This is a genomic window from Micromonospora sp. CNZ295 (genome assembly GCF_004217535.1).
In genome coordinates, this window is record NZ_SHKZ01000001.1 from 4,494,209 (window position 1) to 4,515,917 (window position 21,709).

Annotated in this window: 22 protein-coding genes; 9 read left to right on the top strand and 13 right to left on the bottom strand. The window is 73.2% G+C overall.

The features are described from left to right. Positions 1 to 8: 8 nt before the first annotated feature. Genes EV376_RS21055 through EV376_RS21065 form a run of 3 tightly spaced genes read right to left on the bottom strand, consistent with a single transcriptional unit; the run spans position 9 to position 2,589 of the window. On the bottom strand, positions 9 to 569 hold the full coding sequence (locus tag EV376_RS21055) for a GerMN domain-containing protein (protein WP_130325800.1): 561 nt from the start codon (positions 567 to 569) through the stop codon (positions 9 to 11). Further along, the gene (locus EV376_RS21060; RefSeq protein ID WP_130325802.1) at positions 566 to 1,918 is read right to left on the bottom strand and encodes a sensor histidine kinase; all 1,353 of its coding nucleotides are present in this window, start codon (positions 1,916 to 1,918) and stop codon (positions 566 to 568) included. The genes EV376_RS21055 and EV376_RS21060 overlap by 4 nt, the downstream gene beginning before the upstream one ends. Then, positions 1,915 to 2,589: a response regulator transcription factor gene (locus tag EV376_RS21065; RefSeq protein WP_130325804.1), complete on the bottom strand. Its 675-nt coding sequence runs from the start codon at positions 2,587 to 2,589 to the stop codon at positions 1,915 to 1,917. Before EV376_RS21065 ends, EV376_RS21060 begins: the two co-directional genes overlap by 4 nt. 155 nt (positions 2,590 to 2,744) lie before the next feature. Between EV376_RS21065 and EV376_RS21070 the strand changes: the two genes are divergently transcribed. The 4 genes from EV376_RS21070 (at position 2,745) to EV376_RS21085 (ending at position 4,423) form a co-directional block, all read left to right on the top strand. Then, the gene (locus tag EV376_RS21070; RefSeq protein WP_130325805.1) at positions 2,745 to 3,158 is read left to right on the top strand and encodes an STAS domain-containing protein; all 414 of its coding nucleotides are present in this window, start codon (positions 2,745 to 2,747) and stop codon (positions 3,156 to 3,158) included. A 12-nt stretch (positions 3,159 to 3,170) separates the two neighbouring features. Further along, complete coding sequence (locus EV376_RS21075) at positions 3,171 to 3,518, top strand: MICOS complex subunit MIC10 family protein (protein ID WP_130325806.1); 348 nt, start codon at positions 3,171 to 3,173, stop codon at positions 3,516 to 3,518. After that, the gene (locus EV376_RS21080) at positions 3,515 to 4,060 is read left to right on the top strand and encodes an STAS domain-containing protein (protein WP_130325807.1); all 546 of its coding nucleotides are present in this window, start codon (positions 3,515 to 3,517) and stop codon (positions 4,058 to 4,060) included. The genes EV376_RS21075 and EV376_RS21080 overlap by 4 nt, the downstream gene beginning before the upstream one ends. A 63-nt stretch (positions 4,061 to 4,123) precedes the next feature. Beyond that, positions 4,124 to 4,423 carry a BON domain-containing protein gene (locus EV376_RS21085; RefSeq protein WP_130325808.1) on the top strand — a complete coding sequence of 100 codons (300 nt, stop codon included), beginning with the start codon at positions 4,124 to 4,126 and terminating at the stop codon, positions 4,421 to 4,423. A 110-nt stretch (positions 4,424 to 4,533) separates the two neighbouring features. Here EV376_RS21085 and EV376_RS21090 read toward each other — a convergent pair whose 3' ends face one another. Continuing rightward, positions 4,534 to 6,507 carry a cellulase family glycosylhydrolase gene (locus EV376_RS21090; protein ID WP_130325809.1) on the bottom strand — a complete coding sequence of 658 codons (1,974 nt, stop codon included), beginning with the start codon at positions 6,505 to 6,507 and terminating at the stop codon, positions 4,534 to 4,536. Positions 6,508 to 6,758: 251 nt separating this feature from the next. Here EV376_RS21090 and EV376_RS21095 point away from each other — a divergent pair, with 251 nt between their 5' ends. After that, positions 6,759 to 7,535, top strand: a complete 777-nt coding sequence (locus tag EV376_RS21095) for a peptidoglycan DD-metalloendopeptidase family protein (RefSeq protein ID WP_130325810.1) — start codon at positions 6,759 to 6,761, stop codon at positions 7,533 to 7,535. A 45-nt stretch (positions 7,536 to 7,580) separates the two neighbouring features. Here EV376_RS21095 and EV376_RS21100 read toward each other — a convergent pair whose 3' ends face one another. The 3 genes from EV376_RS21100 to EV376_RS21110 are packed head-to-tail and all read right to left on the bottom strand — an operon-like array spanning position 7,581 to position 10,376. After that, entirely contained in the window at positions 7,581 to 8,036 is a 456-nt protein-coding gene (locus EV376_RS21100; RefSeq protein WP_130325811.1) for a MaoC family dehydratase, read from the bottom strand. Further along, entirely contained in the window at positions 8,033 to 9,205 is a 1,173-nt protein-coding gene (locus EV376_RS21105) for an acyl-CoA dehydrogenase family protein (protein ID WP_130325813.1), read from the bottom strand. Before EV376_RS21105 ends, EV376_RS21100 begins: the two co-directional genes overlap by 4 nt. Before the next feature lie 22 nt (positions 9,206 to 9,227). Continuing rightward, complete coding sequence (locus EV376_RS21110) at positions 9,228 to 10,376, bottom strand: acyl-CoA dehydrogenase family protein (RefSeq protein WP_130325815.1); 1,149 nt, start codon at positions 10,374 to 10,376, stop codon at positions 9,228 to 9,230. Positions 10,377 to 10,483: 107 nt separating this feature from the next. On the opposite strand from EV376_RS21110, the gene EV376_RS21115 reads away from it, so the two are divergent. The 3 genes from EV376_RS21115 to EV376_RS21125 are packed head-to-tail and all read left to right on the top strand — an operon-like array spanning position 10,484 to position 13,680. Then, on the top strand, positions 10,484 to 11,149 hold the full coding sequence (locus tag EV376_RS21115; protein WP_130325817.1) for a TetR/AcrR family transcriptional regulator: 666 nt from the start codon (positions 10,484 to 10,486) through the stop codon (positions 11,147 to 11,149). A gap of 45 nt (positions 11,150 to 11,194) precedes the next feature. Then, entirely contained in the window at positions 11,195 to 12,607 is a 1,413-nt protein-coding gene (locus EV376_RS21120; RefSeq protein ID WP_130325819.1) for an aldehyde dehydrogenase family protein, read from the top strand. After that, a complete protein-coding gene (locus EV376_RS21125) occupies positions 12,604 to 13,680 on the top strand; it encodes an alcohol dehydrogenase catalytic domain-containing protein (protein WP_130325821.1) in 1,077 nt (358 codons plus the stop codon). The genes EV376_RS21120 and EV376_RS21125 overlap by 4 nt, the downstream gene beginning before the upstream one ends. A gap of 100 nt (positions 13,681 to 13,780) precedes the next feature. On the opposite strand, the gene EV376_RS30300 is transcribed toward EV376_RS21125, so the two are convergent. Both EV376_RS30300 and EV376_RS21130 read right to left on the bottom strand, forming a co-directional pair. Further along, positions 13,781 to 13,954, bottom strand: a complete 174-nt coding sequence (locus EV376_RS30300; RefSeq protein ID WP_165438045.1) for a hypothetical protein — start codon at positions 13,952 to 13,954, stop codon at positions 13,781 to 13,783. Further along, positions 13,951 to 14,169 (bottom strand): hypothetical protein, encoded by a 219-nt coding sequence (locus EV376_RS21130; RefSeq protein WP_130325823.1) that lies wholly within the window; start codon positions 14,167 to 14,169, stop codon positions 13,951 to 13,953. The genes EV376_RS30300 and EV376_RS21130 overlap by 4 nt, the downstream gene beginning before the upstream one ends. Before the next feature lie 576 nt (positions 14,170 to 14,745). Between EV376_RS21130 and EV376_RS21140 the strand changes: the two genes are divergently transcribed. Then, positions 14,746 to 16,167: a helix-turn-helix domain-containing protein gene (locus EV376_RS21140; protein WP_130325825.1), complete on the top strand. Its 1,422-nt coding sequence runs from the start codon at positions 14,746 to 14,748 to the stop codon at positions 16,165 to 16,167. A 3-nt stretch (positions 16,168 to 16,170) separates the two neighbouring features. Here the strand turns inward: EV376_RS21140 and EV376_RS21145 are convergent, their stop codons facing one another. The 4 genes from EV376_RS21145 to EV376_RS21160 all read right to left on the bottom strand — a co-directional run bounded on the left by EV376_RS21145 (position 16,171) and on the right by EV376_RS21160 (position 21,685). Further along, positions 16,171 to 16,722: an NUDIX hydrolase gene (locus EV376_RS21145; RefSeq protein WP_130325827.1), complete on the bottom strand. Its 552-nt coding sequence runs from the start codon at positions 16,720 to 16,722 to the stop codon at positions 16,171 to 16,173. A 94-nt stretch (positions 16,723 to 16,816) separates the two neighbouring features. Beyond that, positions 16,817 to 19,552 (bottom strand): helix-turn-helix transcriptional regulator, encoded by a 2,736-nt coding sequence (locus tag EV376_RS21150; RefSeq protein WP_486482736.1) that lies wholly within the window; start codon positions 19,550 to 19,552, stop codon positions 16,817 to 16,819. A gap of 73 nt (positions 19,553 to 19,625) precedes the next feature. Beyond that, the gene (locus EV376_RS21155) at positions 19,626 to 20,237 is read right to left on the bottom strand and encodes a TetR/AcrR family transcriptional regulator (protein ID WP_130325831.1); all 612 of its coding nucleotides are present in this window, start codon (positions 20,235 to 20,237) and stop codon (positions 19,626 to 19,628) included. Positions 20,238 to 20,404: 167 nt separating this feature from the next. Beyond that, on the bottom strand, positions 20,405 to 21,685 hold the full coding sequence (locus tag EV376_RS21160) for an ABC transporter substrate-binding protein (protein WP_130325833.1): 1,281 nt from the start codon (positions 21,683 to 21,685) through the stop codon (positions 20,405 to 20,407). Between the last annotated feature and the right edge of the window lie 24 nt (positions 21,686 to 21,709).

Genomic DNA, 21,709 nt, shown 5'->3' on the forward strand with positions numbered 1-21,709 from the left:
GGGGCGGGTCAGCCGGGACGGGTCAGGTCGGTGTAGTCGGCGGCGGTCAGCGGCACCTGGGACAGCGAACCGTCGGCGCGCGGCACCTCGAGCGGCTGGCCGTCGCGCAGGAACGACACCGAGTCGACCTCGGTGCGGGCGGTGAGCGTGCAGACAATCTGGCCGAAGGCGAGGACCTCGTCGCTGCGGCCGGTTTCGTGCCCGGCCTCGGGGACGTCGACCTCGGCCCGCGTGCCGGTGAGGCGCACGCCCGCGACGGTGACCGCGCCCGGCAGGGCACTGGTCAGGCGGTTGTCGCGCTCGGTCTGGCTCGGGCCGGCGAGCAGGTGCTCGAGGTGCTGGTCGACCGTCGGTGACGTGTCGAGGCGGCGGGCGACCGGCACGAGGCGCTCGTCCCGGACGAAGCAGAGAACCTCGTCGAACCGCCCGGCCGGAGCGGAGGTGGCGGTGCCCGGCGTGGGGAACGGGCCGGGCGGCACCTCCACCGCCCGGGGCCGATCGTCGGTCGGGACGCCGCAACCGGCCAGCAGCGCGGCGAGCAGCACGGCCGCGACCGCCCGGGCGTTCACCGGACGCTCCCGGGCAGTTCCACCCGGAAGCGGGCGCCGCCGCCGGGCCGCTCGTCGGCCCACGCGCGCCCGCCGTGGGCGGCGGCGTGCTGCGCGACCAGGGCCAGACCGAGGCCGGTGCCGTCCGTGCCCGCGCGGGCGTGGGCCGCGCGACCGCGGACGAACCGGTCGAAGATGATCTCGCGGTCCTCCGCCGGTACGCCGGGGCCGGCGTCGTCCACCTCGACGACACCGGTGGTGCCGGTGGCCGACAACCGCACCGCGACCGGTCCGCCGCCGTACCGGACGGCGTTCTCGAGCAGGTTGACCAGCACCTGTTCGACGCGCCGCCGGTCGACCCGCCACTCGGCGGGCGTGCCGGGCTCGACCCGGACCAGGTCCTCCGGCAGCCCGTGGGCACGGCACACCTCGCGGGCCAGCGCCGCCAGGTCCACGGACTCCCGCTGGGCCGGCTGGTCGGTACGCGACAGCTCTATCAGGTCGTTGACCAGTTGCTGGAAGCGGTCCACCTCGTCGACCACCAGTCCGGCCGCGGTGGCCGTCCGCTCGTCGTGGTGCTCGCGGCGGCGGGCGAGGACGCTCGCCGCGGCGGAGAGGGTCTGCAGCGGCGAGCGCAGCTCGTGGCTCACGTCGGCGGCGAAGCGGTGGTCCCGCTCGATGCGCCGGGCCAGCTGGTCGACCATGTCGTTGAAGGAGGTCGACAGCCGGGTCAGGTCGGGGTCCGTGGCCGGGGTCAGACGGGTGGTGAAGTCGCCGGCCGCGATCCGCTCGGCGGCGTCCGCGACGGCGGTCAGCGGGCGCAGGCTGTGCCGGGTGGCGTACCAGCCGAAGGCCGCTCCGGAGCCGGCCACCATGATGGCCACCGCGGTCAGCGCCAGCGCGAGGACCTGGAAGGTCTCCTCCAGCTCGCGCAGCGAGGTCAGCTCGTAGTAGCCGGCGCCGTCCGGCAATGGCACCCCGACCAGCAGGATTGGCTGCCCGGCCAGCCGGACCCGCTGCACCGCCGGCTGGCCGGCGCGGACGCGCTGCTGCAGCGCCTGCGGCACGCGGGTCGACGGCGGCTCGGCGGTACGCGCGTACCAGTGGCCGTCGAGGTAGAGCAGTGGCCGTCGGGCGCTGCCGGTGTCCAGCGACCGCAACACCTCCCGGATGTCGGGCTGGTCGGTGTCCAGCCCGGTGCTGACCACCGCCGCGTCGAAGTACGCCGCCCGCACCGCGGTGCGTTCCCGCTCGTCGAGCAGGCTCCGCCGGGTCAGGTCGTACGAGATCAGCGCCATCGAGGACGCCAGCAGCGCCGCACCGACGGCGAACCCGGTGATCACCCGCGCCCGGAGCCCGAGGCGTCTCATCGCTGGAGTTTGTAGCCGAGGCCGCGCAGCGTGACGAGGTGCCGCGGGTTGCCCGGTTCCGCCTCGATCTTCTGGCGCAGCCGGCCGACGTGGACGTCGACCAGACGCTCGTCGCCGCTGTCGTACCCCCAGACCCGCTGGAGCAGCTGCTGCCGGGACAGCACCCGACCGGTGTGCTCGGCCAGCTCGCAGAGCAGCCGGAACTCGGTCCGGGTCAGCGCCACCGGCTGCCCGGCCCGGCGCACCTCCCCCGCGTCCGGGCTGATCTCCAGGTCGCCGATGACCTGCACCGGCACCGGGGTGGCGATGCTGCGGGCCCGGCGGCGCAGCGCCCGCAGCCGCGCCGACAGCTCCTTTATCGCGACCGGCTTGACCACGTAGTCGTCGGCCCCGGCCTCCAGCGCGGCGACGATGTCGTGGGTGTCGTCGCGGGCGCTGACCACCACGATCGGGACGTCGTCGTCGCGGCGCAACTGCCGGATACCTTCGAACCCGTCGATACCCGGCAACATCAGGTCAAACAACACGTAGTCGGCCGGATCCGACCGCTGCATCCGCAGCCCTTCCTCCGCGGTCCCCGCGCCGCGCGCGGTGTACCCCTCCTCCTCGAGAGCGAGCAACAGTGCCAGCCGGATTCGGTCGTCGTCCTCGATCACCAGTACGGCCGTCATACCGGCATCATCCCTGGCGGGGCAGCCGACGCCCAGTTCCGGGGTGTCGCCGACAGATTTGTCACCCGACTGTCATACAACCGCACCGGCCGCTACAAGACCCACTTGGAAGGTGAGAGGGGTGCTGGGACGACCGTGTCGATAGGGAGGCAGGAATGACCGGGTCGCCGCCCGAGTGCCCGGTTCAGCGGGTGGAGATTGGCATCACCGACGACCTGCATCTGGCCGGCCTGCCGGAGGTCGCCGTCGTGTTCGACCGCATCCTGTCGCTGCACCCGGGCGAGGTGGTCGTCGACCTGTCCGCGTGCCGGCACATCGACGCCGCCGCCATCGGCCTGCTACTCGACGTGCACCGGCGCCTCACGCGACGCCGCGCGGTGCTCACGATTCGGGACCCGAATCCCCGGATCAGGAGCATCCTGCGGACCGCGCGGATGGACGGCGTACTGCCGATCGTCACCACCGATGCGGCGGGGACGACAGCGGCGGCCGCTCCCCGCCGCCCCGCGTCCGCCGTCGTCTCCGCCGTACACGGTCGCGCGCGCGTCGTCGCACCGCCGATGAGCTGAAAGGAGGCAGCGGTGACCGGCAACGCACTCGTCCACGCCCTCGCCGTCGGCGTCGCGGTCGGCGTGCTCGGGCGGCTCCTCCTGCCCGGGCGGGCCGCCGCTCCGGTGTGGCTGACCGTGGCCGTCGGCCTCGGCGCCGCCCTGCTCGGCACCATCGTCGCCCGGGTGGCCGGCGTCGACGTCGCCGCGCCCAGCGTGCTGCGGCTAGTGGTGCAGGCCGGCTCCGCGGGCGTCGCCGTCGTGCTCGCCGTGGCCACGGCGGCCCGTGCCCCGCACCCGACGGGACGCGACGTCACCCGGTGGCGGTCGGCCGCCGACCCCACCTCCGTGCCGGCGGACCAGGAAGGGAACCCCCGATGACCGTGGTGCCGGACGACAACGTGATGACCCTGATCTGCGACGGTTGCGGCGAGACGGCCGTCAGCACAGCGGTCGTGCTGCCCGACGCCGAGGTGGTCTGGACACTCGTGTCCGAGCAAGGGTGGAGCGGCTCGCCGTTCGCCACCGGCCCGCACCGGTGCCCCCGGTGCACGCCCCTCCCGGCCTCCGGCCGGCCAGCCGGGTCGAGCCCGCTCGGTGTCGACGACCTCGACGACGTCGCCGAGCCCGGCCTGCGGGGTGACGAGCCCGACCTGGACCCGTTGCGCACCGCTCTGGCGGCGGCCACGGAGCGGGACGGGCGGGTCGTCGTCGACCTTTCCGCCGTCGGGCAGATCGACTCCGTCGGTCTCGGGCTCCTGGTCCGCGCCCGTCAGGAGGCGCGCCAGCGCGGCGCGGAGCTGTGCCTGTACGCGCCCTCCCGGTTCGTGCTGACCGTGCTGCACACGATGCGGCTGGACGCCGCGTTCCCCGTCGTCACCGCCCGACCCGGCTCGTCGGACCAGCCCGAGGTGCTCGTGTGAGGGACGGGCCACCCGGCGGCCACGCGCATTCCGCAGTCCCCCTCCGGAGATGAGGTCACCCCTATGGTCATGCCCTGGCCCCTGCCCGAGAACGACCCGTTCCACCCGGCCTGGGACCCACCCCAGGCCGACGACCAGGACACCCGGCTGGCGGCGCTGGCCGCCCAGCGGCTCAGCACCGACTGGACGACGCGCCGGCAGCAGATCACGGTGAGCGTGCAGAACCGGGTCGTCATCCTGGCCGGCACGGTCACCGACGCCGACGCCCGCCAGGTCGCGGGCGAACTCGCGTGGGACGTACCGGGCGTCGCGGACGTGTGCAACTCGTTGCGCGTGGCGCAGCGCGGCCGCCACCATCGCTGACGCGGCACCGGAGCGCGGCCGACCCGGCCGGGCCGGGGGCGGACCGGACCGGGGCGGAGGGGCTGCCCGGCGACAGGTGTCGCCGGGCAGCCCCGTCTGGTCGGCCCGGGTCAGGACGCCGTACAGGCCAGGTCGGCCGGTGCGGTGCTCGGACCGGTGGCGGTGAACCCGAACGTGGTGCTCGCGCCGGCGGCGAGGGCCCCGTTGTACGGCTCGTTGGTCACCGTGTTGCGACCGCCGGAGGTGGTCAGCCGGCCGTTCCACAGCGAGGCGACGGCCGCGCCGCTCGGGTTGGTCCAGGTGACCCGCCAGCCGGCGGTCGGGCCGGTGCCGGTGTTCTTCACCGTGACCTGCCCCTGGTAGCCGCCCTGCCAGGAGTTGGTCACCGACCATGTCGCCGTGCAGCCGGCGCTCCCGCCGTCGCCCGGCGGGGTGGTGACGGTCCGGCCGGGCGAGGGCGGTGACACGTTGCCGGCGGCGTCCCGGGCCCGGACGGTGAAGGTGTACGTCGTCTCGGCGGACAGGTTCGTCGCCCGGTACGTGGTGCCGGCGACGGTGGCGACGACCGTCGCCGGGCCGCTACCGGTCGAGCGCAGCACCTCGTAGCCGGTGACTCCCACGTTGTCGGTGGCGGCGGCCCAGGTCAGCGTGGCCGCCGTGGCGGTCACGTCGCTGGCGGCGGGCTGGCCCGGGGCGGTCGGCGCGACGGTGTCGCCGCCGGTGCCGCCCGCGTAGCGCTCGGCGAGGCTGATGCCGGTGGTGGAGCTGGCGCCGCCGAGGCGGACCTGGTGGTCGAGGCCGACGAACTTCCCGTTGTGCTGCCAGAGCACCGGCTTGAGGATCTGGTTGTACTTCGTCTCGTCCCAGCTGGTCCAGTCGTCGCGCAGCAGGCCGCCGGTGTCGCCGGAGTTCGGGTTCAGACACCAGAAGGTGTGGTGGATGCCGTACTCCTTCATCATGTCGCGCAGCGCGCCCAGCCACTTGTCCTGCCGGGCGTCCTGGCCGAGCCGCCCACCCCACTCACCGACCAGCAGCGGCGCGGTGCCGTTCTCGTGGATGTAGAGCCAGTTCGGCCGCCACACGTCGTTGATCAGCGATTCCTTGGAGAAGTCCTTCTGGAACCAGGGCTGTTCGAAGACCAGGGGCCCGTAGTCGTGCGGCGAGTAGACCAGCTGGTCCTGGTGGGCGCCGAGGTTGACCGGGTGGTCGGCGACGCCGCGCAGGTTGCCGCCCCACCAGTTGTAGAAGTAGTTGGGGCTGAGATCCGGGTCGGTGTTCGGCGAGTTCCACGTCTCGCCGGGGCGCGGGTAGACCTCGATCCCCTCGCACAGGATCAGCAGGTTGGGGTTGATGGCCAGCATCCGCCGGCCGGCGGTCTCGCAGGCGTACTTGAAGTTGTCCTGGTCGGTGCTGGCGTCCCACTTGGCGCGCGGCGGCTGGTTCGGCGTGCCGTGCGGCTCGTTCTTGACGTCCATCGCGACGATCGTGTCGTTGGTGCGGTAGCGGGTGGTGACCCACTCCCAGCCCTGGTGGAACAGCTCCGGCGTGATCGTGCCCTTCCACCAGACGGGGTGGATGTGGCCGGAGTTGTCGGCCTCGGCGCTGTGCACGTCGAGCATGACCTTCAGGCCGTACTTCTCGCAGAGCTGCAACCAGTGGTCGAAGACCTGGAGGTTGTTCATACCGGTCAGCTCGGGGTTGACGTAGGTGTTGACGTTCGGCACGACCGTCTGGCCGGCCTTCCACTCGAGCAGCAGCTGGGTGGAGATCGGCACCCGGACGATGTTGATCCCGCGTTCGGCCATCTGCCGGGTGATCGTCTCGATGTTGGCCGACCAGAGGCCGTGGAACACCCGTTCCGAGGCGTTGAAGCCGAACCAGTTGACGCCGGTCAACCAGACCTGGTTGCCGGCCTCGTCGACGATCTTGTTGCCGTCGGTGTGCAGCCAGTCGGCGGCGGGCGCGGCTGCGACGGCCGGGGCGGGTGCTTCGGGCGCGGCCGCCACCGCCACCGCGGGGGCGGCCAGACCGGCGACGGCGCAGGCCGCCACCAGGGCGGTGCGCGTACGTGCGCGTAGAGGCATGTGCTGTCCTTCGGATGGTGGGATGGAAGGTCGGGTCGACCGTCCCGGCACGACGACCCGCATCGATGGGAGCGCTTCCATGAAAGGTTACGGCGTCGATCCGGTACAGGGAAGCACCGGCGGCCCGGACGACACCGTCCCCGGCCGCTTCCGCGCCGGAGGTGGGACCGGGACCGCGCCCTTCCCTTCCGTGGCGAAATCCGTCACTCTTACCTTCACCGATCGAAGGTTTTCGACATAGGAGGTGCTGGATGAGTAGACGGTGGATCGGCCTGCTCGCGACCGCCCTGCTCACGCTCGGCGTGCTGCTGCCGGCCGCCCCGGCGGCGGCCGCGCCGACGTTCAAGGTTCCCTTCCCGTGCGGCCAGTCCTGGTCCGGGCAGACCCGCAGCAACCACAGCCCGGCGTACGCGATCGACTTCAACCGCACCGACGACCTCGGCGACCCGGTGGTGGCCAGCGCGCCGGGCACAGTCGACCGGGTGACCGACCTCGGCGGCACCAGCTACGGCAAGTACGTCCGGATCAACCACGGCAACGGCTACACGACCTACTACGCGCACCTCAACGGCTTCAACGTCGCCGTCGGACAGTCCGTCGGCTACGGCAAGGTCATCGGCTGGGTCGGCAGCACCGGCGGCTCCACCGGTCCGCACCTGCACTACGAGCAGCGGCTCAACGGCAACGACATCCAGGTCCGGTTCAACGGGGCGCTGGCCCTGTACTGGGGTACCAAGACGTACAGCAGCGACAACGGCTGCGGCGGCGGCACCGCGACCGGCACCGTGAACACCACCTCCGGCGTGGCGCTGACCGTCCGCTCCGGCCCCGGCACCGGCTACAGCGCCGTGGGCACGGTCGCCGACGGCGCCACCGTCACCATCCAGTGCCAGACCAGCGGCACCACGGTCACCGGCACGTACGGCACCAGCTCGATCTGGGACCGGATCGGCGCCGGCCGCTTCATCGCCGACGCCTACGTCTACACCGGCTACGACGGGTACATCCCGAACGTGCCCCGCTGCTGAGCGGCGACGGGCCGGCCCCTCACAGGACGGGAGGGGCCGGTCCGCTCACGCGTACAGGCGACTCACCGTCTCCGCGACGCAAACCGGCCTGCCGCCGGCGTCGCTGTCGACGGTGACCGTGGCGACCAGCTGGACCGCGCCCTCGCCCACCGGGGTCACGCCGTCGAGGACGGCGGTGGCGCGCACCGAGGCGCCGACCCGCAGCGGCGCGGGGAACCGCACCCGGTTGAGGCCGTAGTTCACCCCCATCCGCACGCCCTCGACCCGGTACAGGCGCGACACCAGCGCCGGCAGCAGGGACAGGGTGAGGTAGCCGTGCGCGATGGTGCCGCCGAACGGCCCGGCGGCGGCGCGCTCCGGGTCCAGGTGGATCCACTGGTGGTCGTCGGTGGCGTCGGCGAAGAGGTCGACCCGCCGCTGGTCGACCGGGTACCACGGGCCGGGGCCGAGGATCTCGCCGGCGGCGGCGGACAGCTCGTCGATGCTGGCGAAGGTCCTCATGCCAGGTGTGCACCCACCTTCGTATAGCCGCGCAGCAGGTCGCGCGCGATGATCAGCCGCTGCATCTCGTCGGTGCCCTCGAAGATGCGGTAGAGGCGCACCTGCCGGTACCAGCGTTCGATCGGCAGCTCCCGGGTGTAGCCCATGCCGCCGTGGATCTGCAGCACCCGGTCCACGACCCGGTTCACCATGCCCGCGCCGTAGAGCTTCGCCATCGACGAGGCGTGCCGGGGGTCGAGACCGGCGTCGACCGTCCACGCCGCCCGCAGCACCAGCCACCGGGCGGCCTCCAGCTCGGTCTCGGAGTCGGCGATCATCCACTGGATCGCCTGGTTGGTGCCGATCTTCGCGCCGAAGGTCTCCCGCGTGTTGGCGTACTCGATCGCCATCTGCAGGGCCCGTTCGGCGATGCCGATGGCGTGCGACGGGATGGTGTAGCGGCCCTTGCCGATCCACTCCATGCCGAGCGCGAAGCCCTGACCGACCTCGCCGAGGATGTTGCGGTGCGGCACCCGTACGCCGTCGAAGATCAGCGACGCCGGCCCGCCCTCACCCATCGTCGGGATGAACTCCGAGCGCCAACCCATCGCCCGGTCCACCAGGAACGCGGTGGCGCCGCCGTCGCGGGCCCCCTTGTCGCGATCGGTCACCGCCACCACGATCGCGAAGTCCGCGTCGTTGCCGTTGGTGATGAAGGTCTTCTCCCCGTCGAGGATCCAGTCGTCGCCGTCGCGGCGGGCGGACAGGCGAATGTTAGCCACGTCCGACCCGGCGCCCGGCTCCGTGATGGCGAAGCAGGAAACCCGCTCCCCCTCGATCGTCGGGAGAAGGAACTCCTTCTTCTGCTCCTCGGTGGCGTGGAAGAGGATGTTGTCCGCCTCCCCGCCGAAGCGGAACGGCACGAACGACCGGCCGATCTCGGTCCAGATCAGCGACTGGGTGACCGCGGGCAGGTCCATCCCGCCGTACTCCTGCGGGGTGGCCAACCCCCAGAAACCGAACCGCCGCGCCTTGAGCTGGAGCTCCCGCAGCTCGTCGCGCTCCAGGCCGGGCAGGTGGGCCCGCTCGCGGCGCAGCAGCTCCTGCTCCAGCGGCAGCACCTCCCGGCGGATGAAGTCGCGGGCCGTGTCCCGGATGGCCCGCTGCTCGTCGGCGAGCGCGAAGTCCATGTCCCCTCCCGATGCTCGTGGTCTAGAAGGCGTTGACGCCGGTGAGCGCCCGCCCGATGAGCAGTTGCTGGATCTGGCTGGTGCCCTCGTAGAGGGTGGCGACGCGAGCGTCGCGCAGATACTTGCCGACCGGGTACTCGTCGATGTAGCCGTACCCGCCGAAGACCTGGATCGCGTCGTTGGCCGCGCGGACCGCGGCCTCGCTGGCGAAGAGCTTCGCCATCGACGCCTCGGTGGCGAACGGCTCGCCGCGGTCGATGAGGTCGGCCACCCGCCACACCAGCAGGCGGGCGGCGGCGGTGTCGACCGCGATGCCGGCGAGCAGCTGCTGGACGAGCTGGTGCCCGGCGATCGGCTTGCCGAACTGGGTGCGCTGGCCGGCGTAGCCCACGGCGGCGTCCAGGCACCCCTGGGCGATGCCGACGCAGCCGGCGGCGACGGACATCCGGCCCTTCGCGAGGGTGCCGAGCGCGAGGCGGAAACCGCCGCCCTCGTCGCCGAGCCGGGCGGCGTCCGGGACGCGGACCTCGTCGAGGACGAGCTCCGCGGTGGCCTGGGCGCGCAGGCCGAGCTTGCCGTGGATCTCCCACCGGACGAACCCGGGAGTGTCGGTCGGCACCAGGAACGCGGTGATGCCGCGGTGCCCGGGGCCGCCGGTGCGGGCGAAGACGAGCGCGACGTCGGCGGTGGTGCCGTTGGTGATGAAGGTCTTCCGGCCGGTGAGCAGCCAGTCGCCGCCGTCCCGGACCGCCCGGGTCGCCAGCGCGGCGGCGTCCGAGCCGCTGTCCGGCTCGGTGAGGGCGAAGCAGCCGAGGGCGGCGCCGGAGCAGAGGGCGGGCAGCCAGCGCTCCCGCTGCTCGGCGGTGCCGTGCGCGGCGATCGACTTGGCGACCAGCCCGAGGGAGACCGAGACGATCCCGCGCACCGCCGAGTCGCCCCGGCCCAGCTCCTCCAGGACCAGACAGTACGAGAGGTGGTCCCCGCCGGAGCCGCCGTGCTCGACCGGCACGGTCAGGCCCAGGAATCCGACCTCGCCGAGCTTGCCGACGATGCCCCGGTCGACCGACTCGCGACGGTCCCACTCCGCCGCGTGCGGCAGCACCTCGCGGTCGACGAAGTCGGCGGCGAGCCGGCGGACCGCCGCCTGTTCGGCGGAGAGCTGGAGGTCCATGGCGGGTAAACTAGCGCTGCAAGTTTTATTCTGTCCAGACCCGGCTGTGGCAGAGTTCGCGACGGACGACCGGCCATGCGACGGACGACCGACCAGAGGAGGACGACATGCCCCGGCCACGACAGGCGCTGCTGAACCGGCAGCGGATCGTCGAGGCCGCCGCCGCGCTGATCGACGCCGAGGGGCTGGCCGGGTTCTCCACCCGACGCCTCGCGGCCGAGCTGGGGGTACGCGGGCCGTCGCTGTACAACCACTTCGCCACGAAGGACGAGATCCTCGACGCGGTCGCCGACAGCATCACGTCCCAGGTGGACGTGTCCTTCTTCGGCCGGGTCGACTGGCGGGTGGCGCTGCGCCGGTGGGCGGCCTCCTACCGGGCGGCGCTCGCGGCGCACCCGCACATCGTGCCGTACCTGGCCCAGGGCCCGGGCCGGCGCCCGGTGGCGCTCGCGATGGCCGACGCCGTCTACGGAGGTCTGGTCGAGGCGGGCTGGCCGCCGGCCCGGGCGACCCACGTCGGAGCGCTGATGCGTTACTTCGTGGCCGGGTCGGCGCTGGGGTCGTTCGCCCGCGGCTTCGTCGGGGATCCGTCGCTCTACGCCGACCAGTACCCGCACCTCAGCCAGGCCCACCGGCTCGCCGAGCACCAGCAGCAGGTGGACGAGGGGGCGTTCGCCCTCGGTCTGGACGCGCTGATCGACGGCCTGTCCCGCACGTACGAGGCGACCGTGGGGCCGTTGCCGCCCCTCCCGCCGGACGTCGAGGCGTACTAAGGTCGAAACTTGCACCGCTAGTTTTGGCGACGTGAGGGGCGCTCGATGGATCGGTCCGACATCTACCTCGACGGGCGCTGGGTCCCCGGCTCCTCCGGTCAGACCCTGGAGGTGCGGAACCCGACGACCGAGGACGTGCTCGCGACGGTGCCGGCCGGCACGGCCGACGACGTGGACCGTGCCGTCGCCGCCGCCCGCGCCGCGTTCGGTGGCTGGGCCGACGCCGCCCCCGCCGACCGCGCCGCCGCCCTCGACCGGCTGCACGCCGCGCTGACCACCCGGGCCGACGAGATCGCCCGGACCGTCGCGCTGGAGCTGGGCACGCCGCTCAAGGTCGCCACCCGGGTCCAGGCCGGCCTGCCGTTGACCGTGCTGCGCAGCTACGTCGACCTGGCGGCGCACCCGCCGGCACCGGAGCAGGTCGGCAACTCCCTCGTCGTCCGGGAACCGGTCGGCGTGGTCGGCGCGATCACCCCGTGGAACTACCCGCTGCACCAGGTGGTGGCCAAGCTCGCGCCCGCGCTCGCCGCCGGCTGCCCGGTGGTGCTCAAGCCCAGCGAGCTGACGCCGCTGACCGCGTACCTGCTCTTCGACGCCATCGACGAGGCCGGCTTCCCGCCCGGCGTGGTCAACCTGGTCCCCGGCACCGGCCCGGTGGTCGGCGAGGCCCTCGCCGACCACCCGGACGTCGACATGGTCTCCTTCACCGGCTCCACCGCCACCGGCCGGCGCATCGCCCACCTGGCCGCCGACCGGATCGCGCGGGTCGCCCTGGAACTGGGCGGCAAGTCCGCCAACGTGATCCTCGACGACGCCGACCTGGCCACCGCCGTGAAGGTCGGCGTCGGCAACGCGTTCCTCAACTCCGGCCAGACCTGCACCGCCTGGACCCGGATGCTGGTGCACCGCGCCCGCTACGACGAGGCCGTGGCCCTCGCGGCGAAGGCCGCCGACGGGTACCGGCCCGGCGACCCCCTCGACCCGGCCACCCGGCTCGGCCCGCTCGTCTCGGCCGCCCAGCGCGACCGGGTCCGCGACCACGTCGCGCGCGCCCTGGCCGACGGCGGGCGGCTCGTCGCCGGCGGCCCGGACGCGCCGCTGCCAGACCGCGGCTACTTCGTCGCGCCGACGGTGATCGCCGACGTCGACCCGGACAGCGCCCTGGCCCAGGAGGAGGTCTTCGGGCCGGTGCTCGCGGTCATCCCGGTCGACGACGACGAGCACGCCGTCGCGGTCGCCAACAACTCGCGGTACGGGCTGGCCGGCGCGGTCTGGTCCGGCGACGAGGAGCGGGCGCTGCGGGTCGCGCGACGGATGCGTACCGGCGCGGTGGACGTCAACGGCGCCCCGTTCAACCCGCTCGCCCCGTTCGGCGGCTACAAGCAGTCCGGCCTCGGCCGGGAGCTGGGCCGGTACGGGCTGGAGGAGTTCCTCCAGACCAAGGCGATCCAGCGATGAGGGCGCTGGTCGTCCGCTCGGCCGGCGGGCCGCTCCGGGTGGAGGAGATCGAGCCGCCGGCGCTCGGGCCCGGCGACGTACGGGTGGCCGTCCGCGCCGCCGGGGTCTGCCACTCCGACCTGTCCATGGCCGACGGCACGCTCGCGCCGCCGTACCCGCTGGTGCTCGGGCACGAGGCGGCCGGGGTGGTGACCGAGGTGGGCGCCGCCGTGGGCCGGGTCACCCCGGGGACGCACGTGGTGCTCAACTGGGCGCCGCCGTGCCGGGACTGCTGGCACTGCGGGCACGGCGAGCCGTGGCTGTGCGAGCGCACCGGCGTACCGGCCAGCCCCGGCGGGCGTACGGCCGGCGGCGAGCCGCTGCACGTCACGCTCGGCCTGGGCGCCCTCGCCGAGCAGGTGGTGGTGCCCGAGCGCGCGGTCATCCCGGTCCCGGCCGAGCTGCCGTACGAGGCGGCGGCACTGCTGGGCTGCGCCGTGCTCACCGGGGTCGGCGCGGTACGCCGCACCGCCGCCGTCGCCCCGGGCGACTCGGTGGCCGTGATCGGCCTCGGCGGGGTGGGCCTGTCGGCGGTCTCCGCCGCCCGGGCGGCCGGCGCCGACCCGGTGATCGCCGTCGACGTGTCACCGGCGAAGGAGGAGTTGGCCCGCGCCGCCGGCGCGACCGACTTCCTGCTCGCCGACGACTCGCTCAACCGGTCGGTCCGGCGCCTGACCGCGGGCCGCGGGGTCGACCACGCGCTGGAGTGCGTCGGGCGTAGCGCCACCATCCGCGCCGCCTGGCGGGCCGCCCGCCGCGGCGGGCAGGTGATCGTGGTGGGGATGGGCTCGAAGGACGACGTCGTCGGCCTCAGCGCCCTGGACATCTTCCACTCGGCACGCACCCTGCGCTCCTCGGTGTACGGCTCCTCCGACCCGGACCGGGACATGCCGGAGCTGGCCCGGGCGGTGCTCGCCGGCACGCTCGACCTCGCTCCCCTGATCACCGACCGGGCCAGGTTGGACGAGGCGCCGACGGCGTTCGAGCGGATGGCCCGCGGCGAGGGGGCCCGGACCGTGGTGCTGTTCCCCTAGCCGGTCTCAGGCGTTCGCACCGGAAGATGCGGAAACGAGCAGCCGGTCGTCGGACTGCCGGTCGATTCGCTACGAGGAAGTCCCGTGGCGGGTGGCCGTATCAGACAAGGCGCTGGATGCGCACTTTGGGCTGCTCGTTCCTGAGGTGGCCCTGCTTGTGCTGGCGAACCTGCTCGTCCCAGACCTCCTGGTCGTACTCGGGATCCGGCGGGATCCACTTGTGGGAGCCGTCGCTGTAGTGGAACTTCTCGTCGCCGGGCCGCAGGATGCTCACCGCAGCCAGCCGAGGAACCGTCGGTGCAGCACTCCCGCCGGCACCCAGGTCAGGTCTTCGGAGGCGCGCACCAGCTGGGCACCCAAGTAGAGAGCCAGCGAGATCGGAGCATCGTCGAACTCCGCGCGCAGCTCCCGCTGCCGGGTGCGGCAGGGCCAGGGTGCGTCGCAGCCGCCACAGCTCCAGATCGGCAGCACCGGACCGTGCATGGTCATGCGCGGCCTCCGAGCAGCGCCGCCGTCAGGGACCGCGCCTGCCGGCTGGTCGCCCACTCCACCTGCCAGCACGGGTACGGTGTGAGCCGCGACCACCACGCGCGGCAACCGGTGCACATGCCATCGAGCCCAGGCAGATGCACGCTGAGGATGCGCTGCTGTTGATCCGTCACCGCTCCTCCCCCGGCCAATGTGCGCCGCTAATCGGAATGCGATGCAGGATGCGGCAGGGCAACTCAGCGCCGCAGCGGCAGACAAATCGCCACCGCCCCCAGGACCATGCCGGCCGGTGTCGTCGCGCCAAGGTCATCGCAGCTGCGGCCAGGTACTCCGCGTACGACACCCGACGCGGCGTCGAGGATGATCTCCGTCTCATCCGGTCGGCCTGTTCAGCTTGCGACGGGTTCGAATTCCACAGTTGAACGCCATGCCAGCACCGTTCCGCTGAGCACGGGTCGGCGGCCATGTCGGCGGGTCATGTCAAGGAGACATGACCCTTCTCGACCCGCCCCCGATTCCCGCCTAGGCTCCCGGAAGGACACCTTCGGTAGTCACTTGGCGACGCTGGGAGCTGGCGTGCTGACCGATCCCCTTCGAATCCCTGCGGACGTGTGGTCCGACAGAGTCGTCTGTGAGTCGCTGAGCAGACGGGACATCGGGGGTTTGTTTCGCAGGCTCAGTCGGCTGACCGGAGCGAGCCAGACCCGGATCGGCGCTGCTGTCGGCCTGGAACAGGGCTATGTCAGTCGGGTCGTGGGTGGCCGGAAGGTCACCTCCATTGAGGTGCTGGAACGGATAGCCAAGGGACTCGACATGCCCGACGAGTCGCGGATGGCGCTGGGCCTGGCACCCACGCGGTGGCAATGTCACCACGACATGGCCGCCACAGCACAGCCCCGGCAGAGTGACACCCCGGTCGACCGATGCTGGCGCGACGACCTGCGCGCCGCAGTGCGGCTTTGGGAAGGCGACGTGAACCGCAGAGACATGATCCGACAGACGGCTTTCGCCTCGTCGAGTTACACCCTTCCTGCACTGCGCTGGTTTACCGCACCTTCCGGGCCGCCGGTGAGCACCGCCGGTCACCGCACCGTCGGCCAGCCCGACATTGACACCATCCGCGAGGTGTCCACGACCTACCGTCGGCTCGACAACCAGTACGGCGGGGGTCATGCCCGCGACACCGTGGCACGCTACCTCCACCAGGATGTCGCTCCGCTGCTGGCCGACGGTCGGTACGACACGGCAACAGGGCGCGGCCTGCTCAGCGCGACTGCCGAGCTGACCCAGCTCGCGGGATGGCAGGCGTACGACCTGGCGGAGCACGGCATCGCTCAGCGCTACCTGACGCTGGCCCTGGACCTCGCCCGCGCTGCCGGCGATGCCGACCTGGGTGCGGAGATCCTGGCCGCGATGAGCCACCAGGCCACCTACCTCGGCCAGGCCGCCGTCGGCATCGACCTCGCCCGCGCCGCGAGGCAGACCGCCCGCCGTGTCGGGCTGGCCGTCCTGACCGCCGAGGCGTACGTGATGGAAGCCCACGCCCACGCCACAGCTCGCGATGAGAAAGCCTGTGCGGCCGCCCTGCACCAGGCCGAACGAACCCTCGACCAAGCCGATCGCAGCGACAACCCGCATTGGCTGGCCTACTTCGACGAGGCTTATCTCTCCGCGAAGTTCGCGCACTGTTTCCATGCGCTGGGCAAGGCGTTGCCCGCTGAACGCTTCGCCAGCCGGTCACTCAACATGGACGGGCGTTACGTCCGCGGCAAAGCGTTCAACCTGGCCCTGCTCGCCTCCGTGCAACTGCGGAGAGGAGAGCCCGAACGCGCCTGCGTGATCGGCACCGAAGCGCTGACGCTCACGGCGCAACTTCGCTCATCGCGAGCCGTCCGCTACATGCGGGACCTGCAAGCCCAGCTCGCGCCACACCGAACCCGACCCGTCGTACGACAGTTCATCACGCGAGTCGACACCGCCCTCGGCACCCGACGGTGATCACTACAACTCGCCGCGCGCCTCCCGGGCGACCAGCTCCAGCACCGCGATCACCGTGCCGGCGCCGACGATCTCACCGCCGTCCACCAGCTCACGGGCCTCGTGCAGCGGAATCCAGGCGACCTGCTCCGCCTCGTTGACGTCCGTCGGCGCCCCGATGCGCTTCGCGCTCCGCGACAGAAACAGCAGATTCTCCGCATCGGCTGTGCCGACCCACGGCTGGAAGGTCAACAACGGCTCGACATCGCCCGGGCGCCAACCGGTCTCCTCCTCGACCTCCCGGGCGGCGCATTCCGCCGGCTCTTCCCGATCGTCGACGTAGCCACCGGGCAGCTCCCAGACCCAGCGGTCGAAGACGAAGCGGTGCCGTCGCATCAGGAGCAAACGCTGCCGATCATCGAGAACGGCGACCATCGCCGAGCGGGGCGCACGGATCACGTACTGCTCGAACCGGACGCCGTCTGGCAGCTCCACCGACGCGACGCTCAACCGCGCCCGCCGCGTGTCATCCACGACCCGCTCGCCGTGGATCGTCCACCGGGTCAACTCCGCCATCCGGCCAGTATCAGGGCTGACGGGTACCACACCAACTCCTGTCCACCGGCCGCCTCCTGACACAACCCGCACCAGCGCGGTAGTCGCTCCACAGTCAGCCGAGTACGCGGGCCAGTTCGGTGCGCGAGCGGACGCCGAGCCGGTGGAAGATGTTGCGCAGGTGGTGGTCGACGGTCCGGGTGGACAGGAACAGCTGGGTCGCCACCTCCCGGTTGGTGGCGCCGGCGGCGACCAGGTGGGCGATCCGCAGCTGCTGGCCGGTGAGCAGCTTCGCCGCCGCGCGGGCCGGCGTGCCGACCGACTCCCCCGCCGCGCGCAGCTCGGCGGTCGCCTGTTCCGCCCACGCGTCCGCTCCGAGCAGCGTGAACGTCTGGCGGGCGCGGTGCAGGTGGGCGCGGGCGTCGCGGGGTCGCCGGCAGCGACGCAGCTCGCGGCCGAAGAGCAGTTCGGTGCGGGCCCGTTCGAAGGTGGCGGCGTCGGCGGGGTGCAGCCGCAGCGCGGTACGGAAGTGCTCCTCGGCCTCGGCGCTGCCGCGCGGGGCCAGCAGCGCGTGGCAGCGGGCGGACAGCGCCCGGCGGGACGGGCTGGCCGTGCTGCTGGCCCAGCGGTCGAAGACGGCGAGGGCGGCGCGGGCGCGCGCGTGGTGACCGAGGTGGGCGGCGGCCTCCACCAGGTGGGGCGTGGCCATCACCTGGACGAGGACCTGGCCGCGACCGGTACCGGGGCGGGCCAGCGCGGCGAGCCGGTCGGCCACGTCGGCGTGCCGACCGTCGACCAGGTCGAGCACCCCCAGCGCCCACTGGGCGAGGGCGTACGGCCGGCTGCCCGGCGCGGCGCTGTCGCCGATCCCCGCGACGTGCCGCAGGCTGGTCTCACGATCGGCCCGCACGGCGGCGAGCACGGCCAGCAGACCCAGGTGTACGCCGGCGCAGGTGTGCTGGCCGCCGGCCCTCGCCAGCCGCAGCCCCTCCCGGCAGCTGTCCGCCGCCGCGTCGAGCCGGCCCAGCCAGTACTCGGCCATCGCCCGCAGTTCCAGTGCCCGGGGCAGCCGGGACAGCTCGCCGGTGGTGCGGGCCAGGTCCACGGCGCGGTCGGCGAGCCGGTGCGCCGCGGTGTCCACGGCGACCAGCAGGCCGGCCACCGCCGCGCCGGTCAACGCGGTGGGCGTCCGCGCGGGTCCGGTGAGCCGGCCACCGAGGACGACGGCGCGGCGCAGCAGCGGCCCGCCCTGTTCGTGCTCGCCGCGCAGGGTCGCGGCCACCCCGGCGACGAGGGTGGCCATCAGGGTGGCCTCCGGTGGCTCGTCGTCGCGGCGCAGTGCGGCCACCCGGCGCGCCACGTCGGCGTACCGGTACTGGTCGCCGGAGAAGCAGATGGCCTCGCCGGCCCGCAGCAGCCCGGTCAGCGCCGCGGTGCGGTCCGTGCCGGCGAGCGTGTCGGCGGCGGCCAGCAGGGTGCTCAGCGCGGTCGACGGCGAGTCGCAACGCAGGTGCATCTCACCGCGCAGCAGGTCGGCCCGGCCGGCGACGCTCGGGTCGGCCGGTGCGGCGGGTAGCGCGTACAGCAGCTCGCGGGCCTGGTCGGGTCGCCCGGCCAGCCAGGCGTAGCGCGCGGCGGTGACGCGCCGGTCGGCGGCGCGGGTGGCGTCCCCGCTGAGGTCGGCGGCGCGGGCCAGCGCCGAAGCGGCGGTGCCCGGGCTGTCCGCGCCGGTGAGCGCGGCCGCTGCGAGTTCGGCGGCGAGCACCGGGTCCGGGCCGTCGGCGGCGGCGGCCAGGTGCAGGGCCCGGGGCAACCGGTGGCCGGTGGCGTCGAGCGCGTCGGCGAGCAGCAGGTGCGCGGCGCGCCGGTCGGCGACGGACGCGGTCACCTCGACCATGCCGCGCGCGAGCGGTCGCGGGAAGGTGACGTCGCCGGACGGGTCGACGCGGACCAGGCCGCCGGCCTCGGCCGGGGCGAGCGCCTCGATCCCGCTGCCGGCGGCCCGGGCGGCGCGGTTCAGGATCGCGCGGTCGGTGTCGCCGGCGAGGGCGGCCAGCAGCAGCACCGTCCGGGTGTCGGCCGGCAGCCGGTCCAGCAGCGCACGGTACGCGCGGGCCAGCGCACCGTCCGCCGGTGGCGTGCCGGGCAGGGTCTCCTGCCCGTGCCACTGGCCGGGGGTCAGCGTGTCGGCGAGGTCGACCAGGGCCTGCGGGTTGCCCGCGGCGATCGTGGTCAGCGCCGCGAGCACCGGTGGGGGTGGCGGCGGTCCGGGCCGCCGGTCGGCGAGCAGGCGGTGGCTGTCGGGGCCGTCGAGCGGGCGCAGCCGCCGCGCGGGCAGGTCGGCCGCGTCGGTGTCGCCGGTGGCGCTGAGCAGGACGGTGACCGGCAGGTCGCGCAGTCGCCGGGCCACGAAGGCGAGGACCCGCGCGGTCGGACGGTCGCCGGCGTCGACGTCGTCCACCGTGCACAGCAGCGGACGCTCCCGCGCGGCCACGGCGAGCAGACCGAGCACCGCCATCGACAGCGCGAGCCGGTCGTCCTCGGGGCAGCCCTCGCCGGCCAGGGCCCGCCGCAGCACGCGGCGCTGCCGATCGGGCAGCGCGCCGGCCCGGTGCAGGACCGGCCCGAGGAGGCGCTGCAGGCCCGCGTAGGGCAGCGACGCCTCGTCGGGCAGGCCGCCGGCGGCGAGGACGGTGCGGTCGGCGGCGTGGCCGTGCGCGTACGCGAGCAGTGCGCTGCGCCCCGAGCCGGGCTCGCCATGCAGCAGCAGGGCTCCCCCGGCCGGTCCGTCGAGCAGGGCCCGGATCGCCCGGCACTCGTCGTCCCGGCCCCGCAGCACGGTTATTTGCACTCTTGATGCATTAACCATGCATCCAGTTTCACCTATGTGTAACCGGTTGGAAAGAGGGCGGTGCCACGGACGCTCAGCGCCCGGCGACGTCCGCGAGCAGGGCGCCGACCGTGCGGGACATCACGGCACGGGCCTGGTCCACACCGAGGCCCAGGCCGTCGCGCAGCATCGACCAGGCCGACCACATGCTGGCGGCGAGCAGGGCGTGCACCAACTGCTCCCGACCGGCGCCGACCCGCTCCAGCTCGGCGGCGAACAGCACCTCGACCTCGTCGCGTACCCGCTCGATGTGCTTGAGCCGGTTGCGGTGCAGCTGCGCCGACAGCGGCTCGCGCATCTGGGCGGCCCGCGCCGACGGCGCGATCAGCTGGAGCAGCTTGGCCCGCTGCCGGCAGAACGCGTCGACCCGCTTGGCCAGCGGCAGCTCCGGTGAGATCGGCCGCCACGCGGCGTCCTGCTGGCGGAGCACCTCCTCGCCGCTGGCCTCGAAGAGCGTCTCCATGTCCTTGAAGTTGGTCCAGAGGGTGCGCAGCGAGATGCCGGCGCGCTCGGCGATGCGCTCACCGGTCGGACGCAGGTCCCCCTCGGAGATCAGGGCGAGGTGTGCCTCGACGATCGCCGCCCGGGTGCGCTCGGCCCGGGCCGTACGCCCGTCGACCCGGCCCGGGGCCTCGGCCCTGCCCATCCCCGCCCGCCTCCTTCATCCGCGGCTGGTGTCCGCCACCTGAGTTTAGGGCCCGCGTCGGTGTCACCATCCGCCCGCACGGGGCCGGTCGGTGGTCCGTCGCGCCAGTTGGCCAGCGCCCCCGACCGGACGCCGGGCGGGTACGCCCCGCCCGGCGATCCGTCCGGTCAGGTGGTCGGCACCCCGTTGGCCGGCGGCGCCACCGGCGGCGCGGTGTACTCGTTGATCGCCCCGTCACCCTCGTCGGTCTCGTACGCGGGGCCGAAGTAGGCCTGCACTCCCCCGCTCACCCGGGTGAGGCGTCCCCCGCCGTAGCCGGAGTGGTCGGTGGCGGAGAAGCGCAGCGGCGCCAGCCCCGGGCCCTGGAAACCGCCCTTGGCGACGGCGGCGACGAGCGACTCGCGGGTGAGATCCTCGCCGGCGGCGAGCAGCGCCTGGACGAAGAGGTAGCCCACCGCCATGCCGTACACGGTGTTGCCGTCGAACGGCGCGTTCGCGTTGTGCTCCTGGTTCACCTTGGTGAAGAGCTGGATCCACGGGTTGGTGGCGTCGTTCTGCATCGGCAGGTAGTTGATGCCGACCATCCCCTCCAGCAGGCCGGCCGCCTCACCGAGCTGCTTGGCCAGGGTCGCGTGGTCGGAGCCCACGTTGGACACCACCCACTGCGGCCGGAAGCCCAGCCGGGCGGCGGTGCCGATGGACAGGGCGGTGAAGCCGGGGACGGTGGCGAGGACGACGACCTCGCAGCCGGCCGCCTTGAACTTCCCTATCTGGGGCGCCACGTTGGTGTTGCTGGTGACGTACGTCCCCCGCGCGACGATCGCCTCCGCGCCGAGCACCTTCTCCACACCGGCGAGGCTGTCCTCGCCGAAGTCGTCGTTCTGGCCGAGGAAGCAGACCTTCTTCCCGGGCAGCGTGCTCTTCACGTGGTGGGCCAGGATCTTGCCCTCGACCGTGTAGTCGGGGTTGAAGCCGAACGTGTTCGGGTAGCGGTCGGGCTGGTCCCAGCTGCGGCTGCCGGAGGCGACGAACAGGTCGGGCACCCGGTTGCTGTGCAGGAAGTCGAGCACGCCGCTGTGGGTGGGCGTGCCGAGCCCGTTGAGGATGGCGAAGACCTTGTCCTGCAGGACGAGCTGGCGGACGACCTGCTGGGTGTTCGCCGGGTTGTACCCGTCGTCCAGCACCTTGTAGGTGATCTTCCGGCCGTGCACGCCGCCGTTGGCGTTGACGTAGTCGAAGTACGCCTTGGTGGCCGGCGCGATCTTCGAGTACCCGGCCGACGCGGGGCCGGTGAGCGGCATGTGGGTGCCGACGACGATCTCGGTGTCGGTGACGCCCGGTACCGGTCCGCGGCCGGGGCCGCCGCCGTCCGAGCCGCACGCCGTGGCGGTGATGAGCAGGGTGATGGAGGTGGCGATCGCGAGACCGCGTCGTGCGATGCGTCGCATGGTGCACCGACCTTTCCTCGGTCC

What these genes read in the sequence shown, in the direction of transcription:
- EV376_RS21120 (WP_130325819.1), top strand. Translation starts at nt 11,195, where the DNA reads ATGGATCGGTCCGACATCTACCTCGACGGGCGCTGGGTCCCCGGCTCC.
- EV376_RS21090 (WP_130325809.1), bottom strand. Translation starts at nt 6,507, where the DNA reads ATGCCTCTACGCGCACGTACGCGCACCGCCCTGGTGGCGGCCTGCGCC.
- EV376_RS21105 (WP_130325813.1), bottom strand. Translation starts at nt 9,205, where the DNA reads ATGGACTTCGCGCTCGCCGACGAGCAGCGGGCCATCCGGGACACGGCC.
- EV376_RS21155 (WP_130325831.1), bottom strand. Translation starts at nt 20,237, where the DNA reads ATGGGCAGGGCCGAGGCCCCGGGCCGGGTCGACGGGCGTACGGCCCGG.
- EV376_RS21065 (WP_130325804.1), bottom strand. Translation starts at nt 2,589, where the DNA reads ATGACGGCCGTACTGGTGATCGAGGACGACGACCGAATCCGGCTGGCA.
- EV376_RS21100 (WP_130325811.1), bottom strand. Translation starts at nt 8,036, where the DNA reads ATGAGGACCTTCGCCAGCATCGACGAGCTGTCCGCCGCCGCCGGCGAG.
- EV376_RS21115 (WP_130325817.1), top strand. Translation starts at nt 10,484, where the DNA reads ATGCCCCGGCCACGACAGGCGCTGCTGAACCGGCAGCGGATCGTCGAG.
- EV376_RS21070 (WP_130325805.1), top strand. Translation starts at nt 2,745, where the DNA reads ATGACCGGGTCGCCGCCCGAGTGCCCGGTTCAGCGGGTGGAGATTGGC.
- EV376_RS21060 (WP_130325802.1), bottom strand. Translation starts at nt 1,918, where the DNA reads ATGAGACGCCTCGGGCTCCGGGCGCGGGTGATCACCGGGTTCGCCGTC.
- EV376_RS21125 (WP_130325821.1), top strand. Translation starts at nt 12,604, where the DNA reads ATGAGGGCGCTGGTCGTCCGCTCGGCCGGCGGGCCGCTCCGGGTGGAG.
- EV376_RS21130 (WP_130325823.1), bottom strand. Translation starts at nt 14,169, where the DNA reads ATGACCATGCACGGTCCGGTGCTGCCGATCTGGAGCTGTGGCGGCTGC.
- EV376_RS21145 (WP_130325827.1), bottom strand. Translation starts at nt 16,722, where the DNA reads ATGGCGGAGTTGACCCGGTGGACGATCCACGGCGAGCGGGTCGTGGAT.
- EV376_RS21080 (WP_130325807.1), top strand. Translation starts at nt 3,515, where the DNA reads ATGACCGTGGTGCCGGACGACAACGTGATGACCCTGATCTGCGACGGT.
- EV376_RS21110 (WP_130325815.1), bottom strand. Translation starts at nt 10,376, where the DNA reads ATGGACCTCCAGCTCTCCGCCGAACAGGCGGCGGTCCGCCGGCTCGCC.
- EV376_RS21160 (WP_130325833.1), bottom strand. Translation starts at nt 21,685, where the DNA reads ATGCGACGCATCGCACGACGCGGTCTCGCGATCGCCACCTCCATCACC.
- EV376_RS21095 (WP_130325810.1), top strand. Translation starts at nt 6,759, where the DNA reads ATGAGTAGACGGTGGATCGGCCTGCTCGCGACCGCCCTGCTCACGCTC.
- EV376_RS21085 (WP_130325808.1), top strand. Translation starts at nt 4,124, where the DNA reads ATGGTCATGCCCTGGCCCCTGCCCGAGAACGACCCGTTCCACCCGGCC.